Raw genomic sequence first — 19,798 nt, 5'->3', positions numbered from 1 at the left:
CGTCTTTTAAAAACAGAAAGGGTCCTCATGAGTTCTAAGATGGAACAGAAACTAGCAGAGTTTCGAATCACTTTTATTGCTGAGTATAGTGACAAGCTAGCAATGTTGACTAAGTTATGGTTAAACGCTAGAACGTCTAAAACTCTGGACGCAGTCAAAAAATTTAGGTTTGAAGTACACAGCATCAGAGGCTCTAGTGCATCACTCAACTTTTTAGCTTTGAGTGACCTGCTCTGCTTGATTGAAGAAGAGGTGGCCCCCTGTGAAGAAAAAATCAACACTTTAAATAGTGTTATACCTTTTATTGATCGTCATATGAATACGATGATTGAAGCAACAAAAAACAACCCTAATCCATTACTTTTATTAAAAGAAGCAACGTCTACTTTAAGTAAATTACGCGAGCCACAAAAAATCAAAGAAGAAATTAATTCACCGTCTTATCGTGATATAAAGATTGCCTTAATTGATGACAATAAAAACACATCAGTGGTTAACGCTAAACTTCTTACTGAATTTGGGTTTACAATCAACCAGTTCAATTCAATTGAACAGTTCGAAGAAGTGTTTAAACAAAATAGATTTAATTTAGTGCTTATTGATACTGATAACTCGATTAACCTCTCTGAAAAAATATTTGACTTTGCTGCCAAACTCAAAACATTCGATACCGACGTATTTGTTTTATCTTCCTCAAGTTCCTTTGAAAATAGACTTTCAGCAGTAAGATCCAAAGTAAAAGAATATCTTTTAAAACCAGTTAATATCACTACTTTAGTATCCAAAATTCGTAAAAATTTCAAGATAGATATAATCCGGCCCTATAGAATTTTACTCTTAGATGACCAAGCCTTAGAGGGTAGTTTTTATAAAACGTTGCTAGAGGACGAACATGTAGAAGTTCTGGCAATATCTCAAGCCAATTCAATCATGACAGAATTAGAATCTTTCCATCCGGATGTGTTTTTGTTAGATATTCACATGCCAAACATAAGTGGTCTGGAAGTAGCAATGGTTCTTCGCCAACAAGCTAAATACGATTATGTACCGATCATTTTCCTCACTTCTGACGATGGTATCAAAACCAAACTTGAAGTATTAGAGTGTGGTGCTGATGATGTCATCTCCAAAAATACCCCTCCTAACCTTATCGTACAGCAGGTTGATAGCCGTATTCAAAGGGGACAAGAAATTCGGTACCTTGCATCTAGGGATAGTTTAACAGGCGTACTTAACCATGGACAAATCATGGAAGCCGCAGCTCATTCCATGAGACTGACTTCGCGCCAACAAACACCTACTGTGATCGTGATGATTGATTTAGATCATTTCAAAGAAGTAAACGATAAATACGGTCATGTGAATGGAGATAAGGTACTGATTTCTTTAGGACAATTATTACTTCAGTCGGTGCGATATACCGACCATGTAGGCCGCTATGGAGGAGAAGAATTTATGGTGGTGTTTAATAACGCAAACTCCAAAATTATCGAAAATAAAATAAACGAGATTTTAACCGCCTTTTTACACATTAACTATACCGTTAATAAACAATCTTTTAATTGTAGTTTTAGTGCGGGATTGGCCAGTTCAACTCATCATCAAAAACTAAATGAGCTAATAAACTCAGCCGATGTCGCTCTGTACAAAGCTAAAAATGCAGGTAGAAGCCAAATTTGTGTAGATGAATCAAAATAACAAATTTTTAATTTCATCAGAGGGTATTATTCTAAACTCAGTTTAATTGTTACTCATAATGATTGACCCCGAAGTCACTAACATCAACCCTTGTGTTTCAACCAAACTCAATAGGCTTAATATAGTCGACTATTTTTTGATTGTCACACATATCCTTAAACGCCTCCCCTAAAATGTCACTTTGAGCAATAACGGTTTGCCAATATTCAATACGTTGCGCTGAGGACATGACTTCAAAGTCTTTTCTGTCAGGAATTTTGCCATAAGGTAAACTAGATATAAACTCGTCAGAAGGTACCAACATGACCACGTCATTGTAACTGTTTGCATGTGGAAGTCGCTTTTTAAGGGACTTATCGAACCAGCCAGGTATAGGTTTTGAGTAAAAGTGCGAATAAAGCACTAGCCCTTTTTGCGGTCCAAAGGTTAAATCAAAGTGATAATCAATAATACCGCCATCTCTATACATTCCAGGTGGTGCACCATCAATATTTTTTACACCTTCAATCACAATAGGAATAGAACCTGATGCCATCAAGGCCTGCGGTAAATTTTTAGCAGTAAGAGGAACAGAATATGAGGTCATGTTAACAGGATCATTGACCTTTAAATTAGAATTAGGCGACGAAAACAAATAACGCTGGTAAAACTTTTCTAACCATTTCCGCTTCATCGCATTAGCACTAGCGCTGGCAATTAAACCTGTCATTTGTAGTGGTTTTGCTTCGAACTGAGTTAAACCTTTACACTTGGCCACAATAAAATGCGCTTTAATGATTGGGTTGTTGATGATTTCATCGCAACCATTTTCACCTAGTACATAATTTAACAGTGCCGTGCCTTTTGCAGTGATTTCTTTAGCGGTCGGTTTATCAGAGTAAACAGTCTGAGAATAGCGCTCTGCCAAGCGATTAATCGCAGACAATGGGTCATTTTGAGCGAAACAGGCAAATCTAAACGCCCCCGCTGACGAACCAATAATATTTAAAGGCCTAGTTCGCCCAGCAAAAAATTCAGGGAATATATAACGGTCAAGACCCGCCAACACAAACCACTTAGGCCCACCAGATGCCCCCAACATATAATCAAATAAATCAGCACTAAAGCCCTCTTTTTTAATACGTGCTAGAGCATTTTTTCCAGCATAAACATCCAAAACCTGCATACTCTTCCTTTTATTCAAACGCTAGTATTTATTATAATCCCAGCATAGACGGCATATACCGTGACTTACGGATCTCTTAAAATGATGTAATGACTGTTATCACTGAGTCTTTTATAGCAGTTAAAAAACTGTTTTTAAGTTTAACAACTTGTGCAATAGATGCATCTAAATCAGAAAATTTAATATACCTATCTGATTATTATTTATAATCCCCCATTAAATGCTGCAATTTCAATCAAGCTTTTAGCTATCGAGTGTTTTGCAACCAACAGAAATTTCTCTATATATATCAGTTTATTAACCGACATATAAACAGTACTCAACAGAGTTATCCACAGGAACAGTGGATAAACCCAACTTGATATCATTACGGACGACTGTTTTGCTATCATACCCAAAAAATGAAGTGCAATATTTCGCTATGCTAAAGATTAGTTTTCAGACTACACACTAACAAGCCCTATCAGCTGGTTTCAAGAATAATGATTACGATGGGATTGTTTAGTCGCCTTGTAAAGCTAGTTCACTGCCATGTCATAAAAAAGCTATTAACACTTACAGCCAGTTAATGGGCACAGTGCTGCCATTCGATGAGGTGCCACATGCACTTTTTACTGAAAGACTTTTTGGCGAAGGCATCGCTATCAAACCTTCTGATCACAAAGAATTAACACCTTTCGCTGGCACTATGATGTAATTCCCAGAACAAGCTCATCAATTAAAAATAAAGACGCAAATGGCTTAAAGCTAAAAATATAGCTAGGGATTGATTATCACTTTATATTGGGGAAAGGATCTAAGAGCGTCGTTAAACAAACTAAAAACGTTGAGCACAGACAGCTACTGGCCGAATTTTTCTGGTTAAGATGAAAAGACGACTACTCAGAATTTTATGTTCTATCACCTTTCTTAGTAGCGATAAAATAAAATGCATTCAAGCGCACTATTTTCAAGTTATCGCTAACAAGATAAAATGATAACTGTTTACATATAAATTAGGAATAACAGTTAACTAAAAGGATTGGTTTGTTCCTTTACCTGCCTTACCCTTTATCGTTATAGTCAGTGCACGAATGATATCAGTAACTAAATTAGGACACTATGACCACTCTGTTCGGCATTAAAAACTGCGATACCATCAAAAAAGCACGCGCTTGGTTATCTTCACACAATATCAACTATGTTTTCCACGATTACAGACAAGACGGACTCGACACCAATTGGCTTGAGCAAACAGAACAAACCTTGGGCTGGGAAATCATGCTTAACAAACGTGGAACTACTTTTCGTCAGTTAAGTGAAGAGCAAAAACAAGGGCTTGATAAAACCTCTGCCTTGGCGCTAATGCTTGAACATCCAGCTATGATAAAACGTCCCATACTGATCCATAAAGATAAATATTTCATTGGTTTTAAAGCAGACCAATTTTCAGAGGTTTTCTCATGAGCCACACACTTGATTTGACTAAAAACTTAATCAACAGAAAATCTGTTACTCCTGAAGATGCGGGTTGTCAGGAAATGATGGCTAATATCCTTAAACCTTTAGGCTTTGTAATCGAAGATTTAACCTTTGCCGACACTAAAAACATTTGGGCTCGCAAGGGAACAAATGAACCACTATTTTGTTTTGCTGGGCATACAGATGTTGTACCTACAGGCCCAGAACAGAATTGGCAAACCCCACCTTTTGAAGCTACCGAAAAAGATGGCTATATTCATGGCCGTGGTGCAGCAGATATGAAAGGCAGTTTGGCTGCAATGTTAGTGGCCACTGAAAATTTTGTAAAAGCCAATCCACTGCATAAAGGCTCAATTGCTTTTTTAATCACGAGTGATGAAGAGGGGCCTTTTATTAATGGCACTACTAGGGTCATAGATACATTAGAAGCCAGAAACGAAAAAATCACTTGGTGTTTAGTAGGCGAACCATCAAGCACGAGCGAAGTCGGTGATATTGTCAAAAATGGACGCAGAGGTTCACTCACCGGTGATTTACTTGTTAAGGGTATCCAGGGCCATGTCGCCTACCCTCACTTAGCCAGAAACCCTATTCACGAGTCAACGCTGGCACTAGCAGAATTAGCGAATACCACTTGGGACAGGGGCAATGAATCGTTCCCGCCTACTAGTTTTCAAATATCTAATATCAATGGCGGCACAGGTGCCGGTAATGTTATTCCTGGTGAATTAAAAATCTGTTTTAACTTTAGATTTTCTACTGAAGTGACAGATCAGATGTTAATCACCAGAACGACCCAAGTATTAGATGCCCATAAACTCGATTACGACATTGATTGGACCTTTAATGGCCAGCCTTTTTTAACCGACTCTGGCGAGCTGGTTAAAGCCACACAACAAGCCATCAAACACTGCACAGGCCGAGAAACTCTATTATCAACCGCTGGAGGCACTTCTGACGGACGTTTTATTGCGCCAACCGGAGCCCAAGTCATTGAGCTTGGACCTGTTAACGCCACCATCCACAAAATTGATGAATGTGTAAAAATTGACGATCTCGATACGCTTGCTGATATTTATCAAGATATATTGCAACGGTTGTTAGCGTGATAAACCAAGCGCACATCTTTGGTAAAGATGAAAGTCTATTAGTCGAATGCCAAAACGGCTTTCGACTTTTACCCAAAGTCTGTGGGGCATTCAAGAAAATGCAAGCGGCTGCAGCACAAGATAATGTTGATATACAAATTGTCAGCAGTTACAGAAGCTTTGAGCGTCAATTGAAAATTTGGCAAAGTAAATGGTCAGGTAAAGTAACCTTGTTAGATGTCAATGAAAACACCATAGATGCCACTGCCCTGTCTGACCAAGAAAAGATAATCGCGATCCTCACATGGTCGGCGTTGCCTGGGGCTAGTCGTCATCATTGGGGAACTGACCTAGACGTATATGACAAAAAATCAGTTGAACAAAGCCAACATGACTTTAAGTTAGTTTGCAAAGAATACGAACAAGGTCCCTGCACCGAACTTAACAACTGGCTAAGCGAACACGCCAGTCAATTTGGTTTTAACCGGCCCTACGCTGAATATAACGGCGGCATTGCTCGAGAGCCTTGGCATCTAAGTTTTCAAGCAAGTGCAGACAAAATGCTTGGTCTGTTGGATGAACAAGTCTTACTCGATAATCTAAGGAAGTCGGATATCCCGGGTCTAGATAGCATAATCGCTAACATGCCTGACATTTATCAACGTTTTGTTTTAAACAGGGGATTAATATGAATATTTGGATAGTGGTAGTGATTATTACCTTGGTATTAGGCCTGATTATCGGCAACATATTATTGCTAAAACAAAGTGCCAATCAAAAACTACCAAAGGTGAATAAAGATAATAATGCGTCATATGACCGTTTTGAAGACAAAGATGATTAACCTCTCCCATACCATCAGTCATTAAGCGTTTGAAGAATGAAAATTTTACTTCTGGCTAACAAAGACATCGCTAGCAATTTTGCCTTGAACACTCTGTTTCAAACAATGCAAGGGCAACATCAATTTCAAGTTTTACTCTCCTCAACTGTTGGAAATAAAAAACAAAACAAACCACAGAACTTATTAGACTTAGCTTTTTTTGAACAAGGCTTATTTAACCAAATACTATTTCCTGCCCTGCAAAACAATTCCTCGCCTATATCGGGGAGACGTCGCAGTTTTAATGAATTTAAAGCACTGGGCATAGAAGTATCGGACATCCACTCAATAAACTGTCAGGCAGGTCTTAAAAGAGTCAATGAGTTTGCACCTGACCTTATTGTTTCAATTCGCTTTGGTCTGATACTACAATCTGCGGTAATTGCTATCCCCAAATTTGGCGTAATCAATTTGCACTCTGGTGAACTCCCCACATACCGGGGAGTAATGGCAACGTTCAGAGCCATGCAACAAGGGGATACTGAATGTGGCACAACTGTTCATTATATTAATGACAGTGGCATAGACAGCGGTGAAATTATCAGTATTAGTAAGCAAACGCTGGATTATCAGCGTTCTTATCTTCACAACACTTTATCGCTCTACGAGACGGGTATTAACGATGTAGTGAATGCCATCAACGATATTGAAACCACAGGGAAATGTTCAAGTTACTCTGTCAATTCAAAGGGAAACTACTTTTCATTTCCCTGTGAACTAGAACTTGAAGAATTCAATCAAAGAGGACTCAAGCTTTACGAATATCAAGATGTGATTGATATCGCCAAAGGCTATTATTGAAAGCATCTTTTACGTTTGTTACATAAGAATATTAAAAGTGAAAGCACGCTTTGCGGGATGGCGCTGCCCACAAGGGCGTCAATAAGAAGCTGTCAACAAAACACAGCCCAATTAAATGCTACTTATCAACATACCTAATTGCCGTACCACTAATACTCACCATCAACATACTGCCACCCTTGCCTACTACTTCATAGTCAATATCAACACCAATAACCGCATTAGCACCGATAGAGCGGGCTTCCTGCTCTAGTTCCTGAAAGCCAATTTTTCTTGCTTTAGTGAGTTCATCTTCGTAAGCACCTGAGCGGCCACCCACAATGTCGCGGATTGAAGCAAAAATATCTTTAAAGATATTAGCTCCCATCACCGCTTCACCTACAACAATACCTAAATACTGTTCAATTTTTTTGCCTTCTAGCTGATGAGTGGTGGTTACTATCATGTGCCTCTCCTTGCTTCAATCTCAGTTTTAATTAGTTCAATTCGTTGCATCAGTTGTTCACCTGAATAAACCTTAGACGGCACCTGTCCCCATATAGGTTTAGGCCAGCTCACATCATTTTGGTAACGCGCAATATGATGTAAGTGTAACTGAGGTACCATATTACCCAGGGCTGCAATATTCAACTTATCAGGTGTAAACAAATATTTAAGTACTCGACTGACCAGCGCAGACTCTTGCCATAACATTTGCTGCTGAGCAGCATTCAGGTCAATTATGTCACTTATGTTTGCTATTCGTGGCACTAAGATTAGCCAAGGATAGTTGGCATCATTAATAAGGCGTACCGAACATAAAACTAACTCAGTGACTAATACACTGTCCTTCTCTAATTGTGGATGTAATATAAAATTAGCCATACAAAACCTTAAATATTAGTAGATATAACGGTTAACAACGCCCGTTGACCAATTTCAACCTCAGCGTTAGGAAATACAATGGCTTCACCTTCAAATTGGGTACGATATTCGCATTCCGTTTCATGGGCTAATAAGTGGTCTTTGGGAAAAGCACTAAAATTAGGAGCGTCTGGTGGAAAATTGAGGGTGAAATCATCTTGTTGCTTGTTGATCACTTGATTCACTTGGTAGATCAAGAAATCTGTGTCGGTGAAGTGCTTAAGAGCCAGGTCAACACCACAAATCAACTTGGTCAACGTAGTCACTACATCACAAAAAGCATTCATATTGTTTTGCCCAAATGGCATCACTTTTCCCAATTCAACAGTGAACGCATTGGCGTTAAATTCATTGACTGAATAATAACTGAAAGTCGTCGTCGGACTGCCGGATAGTAAAATAGTGTTCACTCCACAGGCTAACAAAATTTGTAGCTGATATTTGTTCCAAGCTTTACCATTTTGAAAAGGATAGACAGCAAATTTGTCATTTTTAGATGCGCGTATAGCGGTATGTAAATCATAATGAAAACGACTCCTGCCCTGCACAGTATTTATTCCTAGATAGAAATTTTTGACTACATCTTCTAATTGTTTGGCTCGGCGTCTTTCATGATTCGTCTGTTGCCCCGCAGCCAAGTTTTGATGTTCGCCACTAAACAAACGATTCATATTTTCTTCAATAAAGCGTTGAGCAATATTCATAGCGGGTAAATTACCAAATAAAAATAACACCCGTTGTTTAATCACTGTTTTACCAAGCAAAATACTTTTGACTAAATCATCACAAATTTCTATGGGCGCTGTTTCGTTTCCGTGTATGCCACAAGAGAGTACGATATCTTTATCACTATCGGCAATAGTTTCAAAGCTAATAATCCCCTCTGCTAAGACATTAACTTGTGTGTGTGCATCGATGAAAAACTGGAAAGAAGTACTAAAAAGTGAAGGTTGGGTGCGTGATAAAGAGAGAAAATTGCCATGCTGCTTTAATGTTTCAATGGTGTTTTGAATTGATGTATCGATTTGTGTTTCCATAGTGAGTTGGTATCACTCGCAAATATGATTTCTAAAGTATTAATATTACGCTAATCTGAATATTAACTCTTCTTTTATAACTGAGAATAAATCTGAGAAGAGTAAATTAAGCAGTCTGATAATCACGTACAATCGACGTGCTATCCGCTAAATCTTTATTGGCCAGCTCAAACAAGGATTTGCCAGTTAAGCTATTTGTCCTGACTTTATAACAACAAAAATTCAAACACTTGTTTGAATTTTTGTTGAGCTAGGCTAACTATTATCTAATCTTATTTAGGTCTAAGAATAAAGTTTACTCCACTATACAGGGCTCTAGTTTCCAAATTTTATCTACATAATCCTTAATGGATCGATCTGAGGTGAATTTACCCATACGTGCGGTATTGAGTATTGCCATTTTTGCCCAACCAGATTTATCTCTATAAGCTTTATCAGCTTTTTGCTGTGCATTTGAATAGGACTCAAAATCGGCCAGAACTTTGTAAGGGTCTCCCCCCTCTAAAAGACTATGTTTGAGGGATGCTAATGCACCAGGTTTACCTGGTGTGAAATAATCAGTTTCAAGCCAATCTAAAACTACTTTGATTTCTTTATTGTTGTAATAAAAGTCAAATGGGTTGTAGCCTACTTTGTCAAGTGCATGCACTTCATCTACGTTCAAACCAAAAATGAAGATATTTTCATCACCGACCTCTTCCGCGATTTCAATATTTGCACCGTCTAAGGTGCCTACTGTTAATGCACCGTTTAATGACAACTTCATATTTCCAGTACCTGAAGCTTCTAAGCCCGCAGTAGAAATTTGTTCTGAGATATCAGCAGCGGGGATTATTTTCTCAGCCAAACTGACCCGATAATTAGGTAAAAACACCACTTTAATTTTGCCGTTTACGCGTTTGTCATTATTCACTTTCTCAGCCACTTGGTTGATTGCATAAATAATGTCCTTAGCTAACTCATAACCTGGGGCGGCTTTAGCGCCGAATAAGAAAACTCTGGATTGCATGTCGTAAGAAGGGTCTTCTAACAATCGACGATAAAGAGCCATAATATGTAAAAGGTTGAGATGTTGGCGTTTATACTCATGTAAGCGTTTAATTTGCACATCAAAAATAGCCTTAGGATTAATTTCTACACCTGTTAGAGCTAATACCTCTTTTGCCAAGGCGACTTTATTTTCGTGCTTTATTTTCATAAATTGTTTTTGAAACTTAGCATTGTCGGCAAACTGACTCAGTTGCTCTAGCTTTTCTAGGTGCAACGGCCAATCATTACCAATCTTTTCATCTATCAAGGCAGATAACTTAGGGTTACAAGCCTTCAACCAGCGGCGCGGGGTAATACCGTTGGTGACATTTGTTAACTTATTTGGCCACATTTCGTGAAATTCCGGAAACAGATTTTTCTTCACTAAAGACGAATGAATTTCAGCCACACCGTTAACGGCAAAAGACCCAATGACCGACAAGTTACCCATGCGTATCATCTTTTCATTGCCTTCTTCTATGATGGACAACTTTTGCTTGATGGCATTGTTACCTGGCCACACTTTTTCCACTTCACTCATAAAGCGGTGATTAATTTCGTAAATGATCTCTAAATGCCTTGGTAGAATCTTCTCGAACATACGAGCAGGCCATTTTTCTAATGCTTCGGGTAATAATGTATGGTTAGTGTAGGCAAACGTTTTGCTACAAATTTTCCATGCGCTATCCCAATCGAGCTCAGCCCTGTCTAATAAAATCCGCATCAATTCAGGTATGGCGATAGCTGGGTGGGTGTCGTTCAATTGGATCACCACTTGACTGGAAAAACGGCTCCAATCATCTCCATGTGCTCTCTTGTAACGGCGAATAATATCTTTTAGCGAACAGGCACTAAAGAAATACTGTTGAATTAAACGTAGCTCTTTACCCGCTTCGGTTTCATCGTTGGGATACAAAACTTTAGAAATCGTCTCAGCTTGTACGTTTTCTCTCTGTGCATCAACATATCCACCAGCATTAAACACATCCCAATTGAAGTAACCAGACGCTTGGCTTTGCCATAAACGCAAAACATTCACGGTTTTGCCACCATAACCCACCACCGGAATATCCCAAGGTAACCCTTTAACAATTAGTCCAGGGTGCCATTCTTTTTTAATCTCGCCACTCTCAGCATATTTAGTTTCAACATAACCATAAAGTGGAATTTCTTGAATTGACTCAGGGCGGCATATTTCCCATGGGTTCCCGTAATCACGCCAGCTGTCTGGGCGCTCAATTTGTTCACCATTTTTGATTTCTTGACGAAATAAACCATGTTCATAGTGTAAACCATAACCCACAGCTGGCATATCAAGTGTTGCAAGCGAATCGATAAAGCATGCGGCTAATCGGCCCAAACCTCCATTACCCAAAGCCATATCCTGCTCTTCTTCCATAATATCGGTGAGGTTGACACCGAGTTCTTTTAAGGCTTGATCAGTCTGTTCATATAAGCCTAAATTATGCAGGTTGTTAGACATTAAACGGCCCATTAAAAACTCAGCAGAAAAATAATGTACGGCACGAGTATCGTTTAAATAATGAGATTTTTGAGTTTTACGCAGTTGCTCTAACACATTTTCTTGCACTGAAGCGCAGGTCGCTTTCCACCAAGCATGGTTGTCTGCTTTATTTTCATCAGTGCCTAATGAACAATGTAGATGTCTAACAATTGCATCTTTAATAGTTTTCTTTGGTAAAGAAGACGTTTTAGAAACTGACCTTTTTGCTGTCATATTACACCTCAAATTAGCTTTATTATTTAAACACTTGCCGTTTTAAATACTTGTTCGACCAGAATTTTGGCCTCTTTAACTAATAAATTGAGATGTTCAGTACCATTGAAACTTTCTGCGTATATTTTATAGATATCTTCAGTGCCAGATGGCCGTGCTGCAAACCAACCATTTTTGGTGCTGACTTTCACTCCACCAATGGCCGCGTTGTTACCCGGAGCATGTGTTTGAATATTAGTGATAATTTCTCCTGCCAACTTGGTAGATTGAATGACACTTTTATCCATTTTACTTAACACTTGCTTCTGTGCATGATTTGCCGCTACATCAATACGAGTATAAATAGGTGATGAAAACTGTTCGGTAAGATTTTGATAATGCTCACTAGGATCTTTGCCTGTTACAGCAATAATTTCAGCGGCCAACAAACACATGATGATCCCATCTTTATCAGTTGCCCATGGTTTGCCATTTCGACGCAAAAATATACCACCTGCACTTTCTTCACCGGCAAAACCGATTTCACTATTTAATAAATCTTGTACAAACCATTTAAACCCTACTGGCATTTCAGATAATTCACGGCCGAGGTCTTCCACCACACGGTCAATCATACTACTGGACACTAAAGTTTTACCGACCTTGATATTTTGTGGCCAATCTGTTCTATGTTGATATAAGTATTGGATTGCCACAGCTAAATAATGATTAGGATTCATTAAACCACCATTAGGGGTAACAATGCCGTGACGGTCAAAATCAGGATCATTGCCAAAGGCCACATCAAATTTATCTTTTAAATCGATCAAGCCAGCCATAGCATATGGCGACGAGCAATCCATACGGATTTTTCCGTCTTTATCTCTGCGCATAAAACCAAATTGCTGGTCAACATTACGGTTGACCACTTCGATATTTAATCCATAACGCTCTGCAATTTTGTCCCAGTAAGGTAAACCAGCACCACCTAGTGGATCAGTACCTAAGACTAACCCTGCTTTAGCAATAGCTTGCATATCAATTACTTGGTCAAGCTGCGCAATGTAATTTTCAGAAAAATCAATTTCTGTTACATAAGCAGAGTCATAGGCGGCAGACAAACTCATTCGTTGCACATCAGCCATATCATTACTGATGATATCATTTGCACGCTGCTGGATAAGGTTAGTCACGTCGCTATCAGCGGGTCCACCGTGAGGAGGGTTATACTTAAAACCGCCATCTTCTGGAGGGTTATGTGATGGAGTGATCACTACACCATCAGCTTGTTTTTTTGAAGAGTCGACATTATGCTGCAAAATAGCATGGGAAATGACAGGTGTAGGGGTGTAACCACGATTTTCTTGGACTACAAGAGAAACCCCGTTTGCTGCTAGTACTTCGACAGCGGTTGAAAATGCCGCTTCAGATAAAGCATGGGTGTCCATGCCCATATACAGAGGCCCCGTAATATTTTGATCCTGTCTAAATTCAGCTAGCGCCTGACAAATAGCAGCGATATGCATTTCGTTAAAGGTATTTAAAAGTGAACTACCACGATGTCCTGACGTGCCAAAAGAGACAGCTTGAGTGCTATCACCTTTTGTGGGCTGATGGGTATAATAGGCGCTAATCAACTTAGCAACGTTGACCAACTGTTCCTTTCTAGCGGGTTTTCCTGCTTCCGGATGAAGAGCCATAATGATCCTTATTTTTTATTAAACGTGTTCAGGGGAAAATGTTGCAATCAGTTGTTCTATTTCGGATAGGTTAAAGCCTACCTGCTCAGCCACTTCTTTGAGCATATTGATTTTCTTTACAGTATTATTATTGGTTATCACCCAATATTCTGAACCAGGTACATTTTTAGGGTTAGTACTACTGCCAGTCGCTAACAGTGTGTCCTTATCAGTGGCAAAATACGTTCTATTACGTCCGCTCATTCCCAACACTTTAGTGAATTGTTGGGCATGATATTTGTGGATAATCGATAATACCAATAGCCATCTTTCCACCATCTTAGGAATAGCTTGCAAATGTTGCCCTTCAAGCTCGCTAAACACAGCCGATGCCTGACAAACTTGATTGGCACTTTGCACTTTAACGTCCTCATTATTAACAACGCTAATAGGCTTGGAACTAATAGCACGGCTTCCTGGCATTGTATTAAGAAGCGATTCAGGCATGACTAATCGACGTAAAATATCTGATGCACTTTCACCAATATCTTGTGTCTGTGAAGCAATAAAGTGGTAAAGATCTTCTTCTATTTGTATATTTTTCATGAGATTTTTTTTAAACGGGCACATTTCTAATATTATACGTATTGACGCAATCAATTCATCGATTAATTACATTTCATGCACAAGTATTAGCTAAACCACCAAAAACTTGCCTAATTTGCGCTAAAATATTGATCCGCACAATTTATTGAATATTCTGGGTACCTTTACCTCTTCAACAAAACAAATTAGCTATGACTATAAAGCACTCCTGTCGGTAGACCCTGTTGACAGCCTATGCACTAAGATTAGGTGATATACCTCCCGCATAGTGAAAAGCTTTCAAGGCGCTGAGTGAGTAGAATAAATTGGAAAATCACCTTATTCGAGTATCTACCAATACGATACTCATGCATGGGGAGAGACGTGAAGTGATGATTAAGGTTGGCAACGAATTGACCCAACAGACCTTGTATCCTCGGATAGAATAGAATTTGGTTTACAGCATGCGATGCAAGAATAAAGTTATTTTTGGCTGGCTCTCCCTTTTCACTAGCCAGACTCACCAATATAGCTTGGCTCAATAATATGAGACTGCTTTTGGCAGACATATATTATAACTGGAGCCGATGAGTACTGGGATTTAACAGTGAAAAACAACGCGGTCTATTCAAATCTACTTTAGGCAAGTTAACCCCAGAACGTTTGTCTATCTTAAGAGTAGGGATAATATTAATTATCGCTTTATACTGAGCTTATTTTTTCTTCCTCATAGGTTACAAAATCGTCTTGGCACAACACAACGTTTGTATTGAAAAGCGTTGAATGCCTTTGCAAAAGTAGGAACCCAAAGAGCTAAATGGCAAGGAAGAGCTGCTTTACTCAACAAATTAGTGAACAATACTCAAATAAAGTCAGTGATCCATCTTCTCAACTACCCCAACTCTATTTACGATTAACCTACCAGAACAAACAAAATAATAAAACATTACTACTGAGCGCCAAACAATGTCATCGTATTATGCGTCGTCCTTAAGCCCTGTTAAAAACTGAGTTGCTGTGAAGCAATGTTTAAAACCACAAAAAGAACCTTCACACCTTAGCGATACCGCTATTTTTGTGGCATAATCCGCGCCGAATTTTTGTTACCTTATACTTCACTAACTTAAGGTACGTGGTAGCAAGCAATAGTTAAATATTAATACTGGGGTACCGACTTTGCTAACAACTGCAAATATTACAATCCAATTTGGCGAAAAGCCTTTATTTGAAAATGTCTCAGCAAAATTTGGCAATGGCAATAAATATGGCCTGATTGGCGCAAATGGTTGTGGTAAGTCAACCTTTATGAAAATCATTGGTGGTGACTTAGAGCCTTCTAGTGGCAATGTATCTGTCGACCCAGGCGAACGTGTTGGTAAACTTAAACAAGACCAGTTTGCCTACGAAGATTGCAGCGTGATTGATACTGTTGTTATGGGGCATGGTGAGCTTTGGAAAGTTAAAATTGAACGGGATGCTATTTATGCCAATCCTGATATGACTGAAGAAGACGGTATCAGAGTTGCCGATTTAGAGTCTGAATTTGCCGAGATGGATGGTTACACCGCTGAATCTAGAGCTGGTGAGTTACTGATTGGTGTGGGTATTCCCATTGAACAACATTTTGGTCCTATGAGCGAAATTGCGCCGGGTTGGAAACTCAGGGTGTTACTTGCCCAAGTATTATTTTCTGACCCTGACATTATGTTACTGGATGAGCCTACCAACAACTTGGATATTAATACTATCCGCTGGTTGGAAACAGTACTGAACGAACGTAATTGCACCATGATAATTATTTCTCATGACAGACATTTTTTAAATTCAGTTTGTAGCCATATGGCAGACATCGATTATGGCGAAATTCGTTTATTTCCAGGCAACTACGATGAATACATGACAGCAGCTACACAATCTCGTGACCAACTGTTGTCAGACAACGCCAAGAAAAAAGCGCAAATTTCTGAGCTCAAGGCGTTTGTGAGCCGTTTCTCAGCAAACGCATCAAAATCAAAACAAGCCACGTCCCGTGCTCGCCAGATTGATAAAATTCAATTGGATGAAGTGAAGCCCTCCAGTCGTCAAAGCCCATTTATTCGTTTTGAAGAAACTAAAAAGTTACATCGTTTGGCTGTGGAAGTAGAAGGTTTAGCCAAGACATACGATACAGAACTATATAAAAACTTGGATCTGATGATTGAGGTAGGCGAAAGAGTGGCTATTATTGGTCCAAACGGTGTGGGTAAAACAACCTTACTAAAATGTTTAATGAGTGAAACTGACTTAACTGCCGGTAGCGTAAAATGGTCTGAAAATAGCAATATTGGTTATTATGCTCAGGATCATGCTGCTGATTTTAAAGAAGACAAAACACTGATGGATTGGATGTACCAATGGGCCCAAGAAGGTGACGACGAACAGATTATGCGCGGTACTTTAGGTAGATTGTTATTCTCGCAAAATGACATCAATAAATCAGTCAAAGTCATTTCAGGTGGTGAACAAGGGCGAATGTTGTTTGGCAAGTTAATGCTGCAAAAACCCAATATATTAGTGATGGATGAACCTACCAACCACTTAGATATGGAGTCCATCGAGTCTTTGAACTTAGCCTTAGAAAATTACAAAGGTACCTTGATTTTTGTCAGTCATGATAGAGAATTTGTGTCTACTGTAGCTACGCGTATTATCGATATACAACCAAGTGGCATTATTGATTTCAAAGGTGACTACGAGAGTTACCTGGCAAGTCAAGGGGTATAAAATAGCCACTGACTTAGAAATTTCAGAATAAAAAAAACCGGATTTCTCCGGTTTTTTTCTGAATGCCTACTTTTTACTTAATATTAAGTAACCAAGAGACAAATTGTTTTGCTTCGGTGGTGTTAGAAAAGGTGCCCATTTTCTGGCCACACTTGTCGGCAAACGCCACTTTATGTTTATTCACAGAGATATTGTGCACTGGGCACATTACCGAAATCTGTGTTCCGTTATATGTATAAGACATAATAAAACTCATTAAATATGACTATTTTTTACTTCAATAAATGAAGCTATAAATAGCTAAAACTAAAAATAAGCTCATTACAGTTTTGACGATACTACTAAAACCTTAAGTTTCTGTTCCATGAGACACCTGCAAATATTGTTTGCTACGATGTTTAATACCCACTAATTCGTCGTACGATAATTCAGCTTGATGATGTAATTCTTTAGGTCTTTACCTAATTGGCGATTTCTAAAGATTACGTTTTTAATGTTGGCTGACTGGATCAAGGAAAGACATAACATTGGGGGTTTGTATTGATAAAAGTATTCAAACCTAAATTTAACATACTTACTTTTGTACAATTAGTCAACTGCTAATTAGACTAAATGGTCTACCCGTGACACATAATTCACTTTGTTAAAGATGCTATCATTAGTTCAATTTATTAGTTGCGAGTGATCTACCTTGGAAAAAATTGCCATATTTGTTGACGTACAAAATATATATTACACCACTCGCCAAGCTTACTCTCGCCAATTTAATTACCGTCGATTCTGGCAACATATTCACCATCAAGGCGACATCGTCATGGCCAATGCTTATGCTATTGATAAAGGTGATGAACAACAGCAAAAGTTTCAAAGCGCACTCAAACACATTGGCTTTGATATAAAGTTAAAACCTTACATTCAACGCAGTGATGGTTCAGCCAAAGGAGATTGGGATGTGGGCATTGCAATAGATGTAATAGAAGCCGCAGAAAAGGCAGATACCATTGTTTTATTATCAGGTGATGGGGATTTTGATTTATTGCTCAAAAAAGTGAGCGAAAAATATGGCTGCAAAACTCAGGTCTATGGCGTACCTCAACTGACCGCCTCTTCATTGGTGAATGCGGCCGATGACTTTTTTAAAATTGAGTCTGATTTATTACAATGATTTATATAAAAATGGCTGCAATCCATGCAATGAAGTAAGCCAGTAATCCGTAACCCGCAAATAAATCCCAGGCTATATTTCCACTAGCTGTTACACCTTCAATAGTGGTAACTGTGGCAACGCACTGCAGTGCCACCAGATACAACAACATCAGACCTATGCATGCGCCACTAGAGCTAAACCGTCTTGCAGAATATGGGCGCTAATCCTGCTATAATTTCATCCGCGCCTTAAATGCCAAATATTATGACTGTAAATCACCACTTTGTGGGGAATGGCCTGAAACCATAAAAACAAATGCAGGTTACTTTTTCTCATCTCTCAGGGGGTCATATGATTACCTGAGCATGCAATATAAATGATGATTATTTACAATACTTGTAACAGCCGCTTTGCAATAAAACACATCGCAAAGTGGCAAGTTTTAAGTGTTTTTATGCTTCACGCAAATGGTCAGCCACAAGAAACGCCATTTCTAATACTTGGTCAGCATTTAATCGAGGATCACATTGCGTTTTATAAGCTTGTGCCAAATCGTCATCACTGATTTTGTAAGCTCCGCCCGTGCACTCAGTCACATGTTGTCCTGTCATCTCTAAGTGAATACCACCTGCATGCGTACCTTCAGCTTTGTGAGCAGCAAAAAACTGTTGGATTTCACGCAAAATAGCATCAAAGTTACGAGTTTTATAACCACTTGAGGCTTTAAAGGTATTGCCGTGCATAGGATCAGAGCTCCATACCACTTTGCGGCCTTCTTGTTTAACTCTGCGTAACAATTTAGGCAAGTTATGCTCAAGCTTGTCTGCGCCCATACGGGTGATCAAAGTAAGTCGACCCGCATCGTTATTTGGGTTGAGTGCATCAATAAGCTGAATTAATTCATCTTCTTGCATACTCGGCCCAACTTTCACACCTATAGGGTTGTGAATGCCACGGAAAAACTCCATGTGTGCATGATCGAGTTGACGAGTACGCTCACCAATCCACAACATATGTGCCGAACAGTTGTACCACTTATCCGTTAAGGTATCGACACGAGTCAAAGCTTGCTCATAATTAAGTAACAAGGCCTCATGAGAGGTATACAAGCTAGTTTCATGTAAGGTAGGCGTATTGCTGGAGTTAATCCCCATAACATTCATAAATTCGAGAGAATCTTGAATACGTTTAGCTAGGTCATGATAACGGTTTTTTAACGGATTATTTTCTACAAAAGCCATATTCCAGCGATTCACTTCATGTAAATCAGCTAAACCACCTTGTGCAAAAGCTCGGAGCAAGTTTAGCGTAGAGGCACCACGATGATAAGCTTCAATCATCCTCTGAGGATCGGGCCTACGTGATGCTTCAGTAAATTCAAAGCTGTTAATAATATCGCCACGATAGCTAGGTAAAGACACCCCATTAATGGTTTCAAAATCACCTGAACGAGGCTTAGCATACTGCCCAGCCATTCGAGCAACTTTAATTACTGGGCAACGACCCGCATAGGTCAGCACTATAGCCATTTGTAAAATAACTTTAAAAGTGTCGCGGATTTTTGGTGCGTTAAATTCATCAAAAGATTCAGCGCAATCGCCGCCCTGCAATAAGAAACCGTGACCTTCTGCTACATTACCTAACTGTTTATAAAGTTCACGCGTTTCAGCTGCAAACACTAAAGGAGGATAACCACCAAGAGTATGTTCAACTTGTTTAAGGTGTTGTTTATCTTCATAGGTAGGTTGTTGCAAAATGGGCTTAGAACGCCAACTGTCTGGTTGCCAATGACTCACGATTTTTCCTTGTAAAATAGATGTAAAGTAGACGATTAAAAACTGA

Annotated in this window: 19 protein-coding genes and 1 pseudogene; 10 read left to right on the top strand and 10 right to left on the bottom strand. The window is 39.1% G+C overall.

Annotation, left to right across the window (positions count from 1 at the left end; genetic code table 11):
* Positions 1-39 precede the first annotated feature (39 nt).
* A complete protein-coding gene (locus Q0Y52_RS12330) occupies positions 40-1,698 on the top strand; it encodes a diguanylate cyclase (RefSeq protein ID WP_297821973.1) in 1,659 nt (552 codons plus the stop codon).
* A 97-nt stretch (positions 1,699-1,795) separates the two neighbouring features.
* Here the strand turns inward: Q0Y52_RS12330 and Q0Y52_RS12325 are convergent, their stop codons facing one another.
* Positions 1,796-2,863 (bottom strand): patatin-like phospholipase family protein, encoded by a 1,068-nt coding sequence (locus Q0Y52_RS12325; RefSeq protein ID WP_297821971.1) that lies wholly within the window; start codon positions 2,861-2,863, stop codon positions 1,796-1,798.
* Between the two features lie 568 nt (positions 2,864-3,431).
* On the opposite strand from Q0Y52_RS12325, the gene Q0Y52_RS12320 reads away from it, so the two are divergent.
* The 6 genes from Q0Y52_RS12320 (at position 3,432) to Q0Y52_RS12295 (ending at position 7,096) form a co-directional block, all read left to right on the top strand.
* Positions 3,432-3,560: a PTS glucose transporter subunit IIA gene (locus Q0Y52_RS12320; protein ID WP_297821969.1), complete on the top strand. Its 129-nt coding sequence runs from the start codon at positions 3,432-3,434 to the stop codon at positions 3,558-3,560.
* A gap of 404 nt (positions 3,561-3,964) precedes the next feature.
* Complete coding sequence (locus Q0Y52_RS12315) at positions 3,965-4,309, top strand: ArsC family reductase (RefSeq protein ID WP_297821967.1); 345 nt, start codon at positions 3,965-3,967, stop codon at positions 4,307-4,309.
* Positions 4,306-5,433 carry a succinyl-diaminopimelate desuccinylase gene (dapE, locus tag Q0Y52_RS12310; protein WP_297821964.1) on the top strand — a complete coding sequence of 376 codons (1,128 nt, stop codon included), beginning with the start codon at positions 4,306-4,308 and terminating at the stop codon, positions 5,431-5,433. The genes Q0Y52_RS12315 and dapE overlap by 4 nt, the downstream gene beginning before the upstream one ends.
* Positions 5,430-6,104 (top strand): M15 family metallopeptidase, encoded by a 675-nt coding sequence (locus tag Q0Y52_RS12305; RefSeq protein WP_297821962.1) that lies wholly within the window; start codon positions 5,430-5,432, stop codon positions 6,102-6,104. Before dapE ends, Q0Y52_RS12305 begins: the two co-directional genes overlap by 4 nt.
* Positions 6,101-6,256 carry a DUF2897 family protein gene (locus Q0Y52_RS12300; RefSeq protein ID WP_297821960.1) on the top strand — a complete coding sequence of 52 codons (156 nt, stop codon included), beginning with the start codon at positions 6,101-6,103 and terminating at the stop codon, positions 6,254-6,256. Before Q0Y52_RS12305 ends, Q0Y52_RS12300 begins: the two co-directional genes overlap by 4 nt.
* 36 nt (positions 6,257-6,292) lie before the next feature.
* Entirely contained in the window at positions 6,293-7,096 is an 804-nt protein-coding gene (locus tag Q0Y52_RS12295) for a formyl transferase (protein WP_297821957.1), read from the top strand.
* A 118-nt stretch (positions 7,097-7,214) separates the two neighbouring features.
* Here the strand turns inward: Q0Y52_RS12295 and Q0Y52_RS12290 are convergent, their stop codons facing one another.
* The 6 genes from Q0Y52_RS12290 to Q0Y52_RS12265 all read right to left on the bottom strand — a co-directional run bounded on the left by Q0Y52_RS12290 (position 7,215) and on the right by Q0Y52_RS12265 (position 14,067).
* Positions 7,215-7,541 (bottom strand): heavy metal-binding domain-containing protein, encoded by a 327-nt coding sequence (locus Q0Y52_RS12290; protein ID WP_297821955.1) that lies wholly within the window; start codon positions 7,539-7,541, stop codon positions 7,215-7,217.
* Positions 7,538-7,960, bottom strand: a complete 423-nt coding sequence (locus Q0Y52_RS12285) for an HIT family protein (RefSeq protein ID WP_297821953.1) — start codon at positions 7,958-7,960, stop codon at positions 7,538-7,540. Before Q0Y52_RS12285 ends, Q0Y52_RS12290 begins: the two co-directional genes overlap by 4 nt.
* 8 nt (positions 7,961-7,968) lie before the next feature.
* A complete protein-coding gene (gene astE / locus Q0Y52_RS12280; RefSeq protein WP_297821951.1) occupies positions 7,969-9,036 on the bottom strand; it encodes a succinylglutamate desuccinylase in 1,068 nt (355 codons plus the stop codon).
* Between the two features lie 295 nt (positions 9,037-9,331).
* On the bottom strand, positions 9,332-11,803 hold the full coding sequence (locus Q0Y52_RS12275; protein ID WP_297821948.1) for a glycogen/starch/alpha-glucan phosphorylase: 2,472 nt from the start codon (positions 11,801-11,803) through the stop codon (positions 9,332-9,334).
* A 26-nt stretch (positions 11,804-11,829) separates the two neighbouring features.
* Positions 11,830-13,482 (bottom strand): phosphoglucomutase (alpha-D-glucose-1,6-bisphosphate-dependent), encoded by a 1,653-nt coding sequence (gene pgm / locus Q0Y52_RS12270; RefSeq protein WP_297821946.1) that lies wholly within the window; start codon positions 13,480-13,482, stop codon positions 11,830-11,832.
* An 18-nt stretch (positions 13,483-13,500) separates the two neighbouring features.
* A complete protein-coding gene (locus Q0Y52_RS12265; RefSeq protein ID WP_297821944.1) occupies positions 13,501-14,067 on the bottom strand; it encodes a Negative modulator of initiation of replication in 567 nt (188 codons plus the stop codon).
* A 796-nt stretch (positions 14,068-14,863) separates the two neighbouring features.
* Here Q0Y52_RS12265 and Q0Y52_RS12260 point away from each other — a divergent pair.
* Both Q0Y52_RS12260 and Q0Y52_RS12255 read left to right on the top strand, forming a co-directional pair.
* A complete protein-coding gene (locus Q0Y52_RS12260; protein ID WP_297821942.1) occupies positions 14,864-15,040 on the top strand; it encodes a hypothetical protein in 177 nt (58 codons plus the stop codon).
* 182 nt (positions 15,041-15,222) lie between these two features.
* Entirely contained in the window at positions 15,223-16,809 is a 1,587-nt protein-coding gene (locus Q0Y52_RS12255; RefSeq protein ID WP_297821940.1) for an ABC-F family ATPase, read from the top strand.
* Between the two features lie 73 nt (positions 16,810-16,882).
* On the opposite strand, the gene Q0Y52_RS12250 is transcribed toward Q0Y52_RS12255, so the two are convergent.
* Positions 16,883-17,053, bottom strand: coding sequence for a hypothetical protein (locus tag Q0Y52_RS12250; RefSeq protein WP_297821938.1), 171 nt, complete (start codon positions 17,051-17,053; stop codon positions 16,883-16,885).
* Between the two features lie 447 nt (positions 17,054-17,500).
* On the opposite strand from Q0Y52_RS12250, the gene Q0Y52_RS12245 reads away from it, so the two are divergent.
* A complete protein-coding gene (locus Q0Y52_RS12245) occupies positions 17,501-17,974 on the top strand; it encodes an NYN domain-containing protein (RefSeq protein ID WP_297821935.1) in 474 nt (157 codons plus the stop codon).
* A gap of 1 nt (position 17,975) precedes the next feature.
* Here the strand turns inward: Q0Y52_RS12245 and Q0Y52_RS12240 are convergent.
* Positions 17,976-18,216, bottom strand: a pseudogene (locus tag Q0Y52_RS12240) (ferrous iron transporter B); the annotation flags it as partial.
* Between the two features lie 192 nt (positions 18,217-18,408).
* Positions 18,409-19,752, bottom strand: coding sequence for a class II 3-deoxy-7-phosphoheptulonate synthase (locus Q0Y52_RS12235; RefSeq protein WP_297821933.1), 1,344 nt, complete (start codon positions 19,750-19,752; stop codon positions 18,409-18,411).
* Between the last annotated feature and the right edge of the window lie 46 nt (positions 19,753-19,798).

Source organism: uncultured Paraglaciecola sp., assembly GCF_943787955.1.
Lineage (GTDB): Bacteria > Pseudomonadota > Gammaproteobacteria > Enterobacterales > Alteromonadaceae > Paraglaciecola.
Note: the sequence above shows the minus strand (reverse complement) of the source record. Positions and strands in the feature narration are given on the sequence as shown.

Bases quoted from the DNA above. Each gene is read 5' to 3' on its own strand.
- Q0Y52_RS12265 (WP_297821944.1), bottom strand. From the start codon at position 14,067: ATGAAAAATATACAAATAGAAGAAGATCTTTACCACTTTATTGCTTCA.
- Q0Y52_RS12285 (WP_297821953.1), bottom strand. From the start codon at position 7,960: ATGGCTAATTTTATATTACATCCACAATTAGAGAAGGACAGTGTATTA.
- Q0Y52_RS12300 (WP_297821960.1), top strand. From the start codon at position 6,101: ATGAATATTTGGATAGTGGTAGTGATTATTACCTTGGTATTAGGCCTG.
- Q0Y52_RS12275 (WP_297821948.1), bottom strand. From the start codon at position 11,803: ATGACAGCAAAAAGGTCAGTTTCTAAAACGTCTTCTTTACCAAAGAAA.
- dapE (WP_297821964.1), top strand. From the start codon at position 4,306: ATGAGCCACACACTTGATTTGACTAAAAACTTAATCAACAGAAAATCT.
- Q0Y52_RS12290 (WP_297821955.1), bottom strand. From the start codon at position 7,541: ATGATAGTAACCACCACTCATCAGCTAGAAGGCAAAAAAATTGAACAG.
- Q0Y52_RS12330 (WP_297821973.1), top strand. From the start codon at position 40: ATGGAACAGAAACTAGCAGAGTTTCGAATCACTTTTATTGCTGAGTAT.
- Q0Y52_RS12295 (WP_297821957.1), top strand. From the start codon at position 6,293: ATGAAAATTTTACTTCTGGCTAACAAAGACATCGCTAGCAATTTTGCC.
- Q0Y52_RS12260 (WP_297821942.1), top strand. From the start codon at position 14,864: ATGGCAAGGAAGAGCTGCTTTACTCAACAAATTAGTGAACAATACTCA.
- Q0Y52_RS12250 (WP_297821938.1), bottom strand. From the start codon at position 17,053: ATGTCTTATACATATAACGGAACACAGATTTCGGTAATGTGCCCAGTG.
- astE (WP_297821951.1), bottom strand. From the start codon at position 9,036: ATGGAAACACAAATCGATACATCAATTCAAAACACCATTGAAACATTA.
- Q0Y52_RS12320 (WP_297821969.1), top strand. From the start codon at position 3,432: ATGGGCACAGTGCTGCCATTCGATGAGGTGCCACATGCACTTTTTACT.
- Q0Y52_RS12325 (WP_297821971.1), bottom strand. From the start codon at position 2,863: ATGCAGGTTTTGGATGTTTATGCTGGAAAAAATGCTCTAGCACGTATT.
- Q0Y52_RS12315 (WP_297821967.1), top strand. From the start codon at position 3,965: ATGACCACTCTGTTCGGCATTAAAAACTGCGATACCATCAAAAAAGCA.
- pgm (WP_297821946.1), bottom strand. From the start codon at position 13,482: ATGGCTCTTCATCCGGAAGCAGGAAAACCCGCTAGAAAGGAACAGTTG.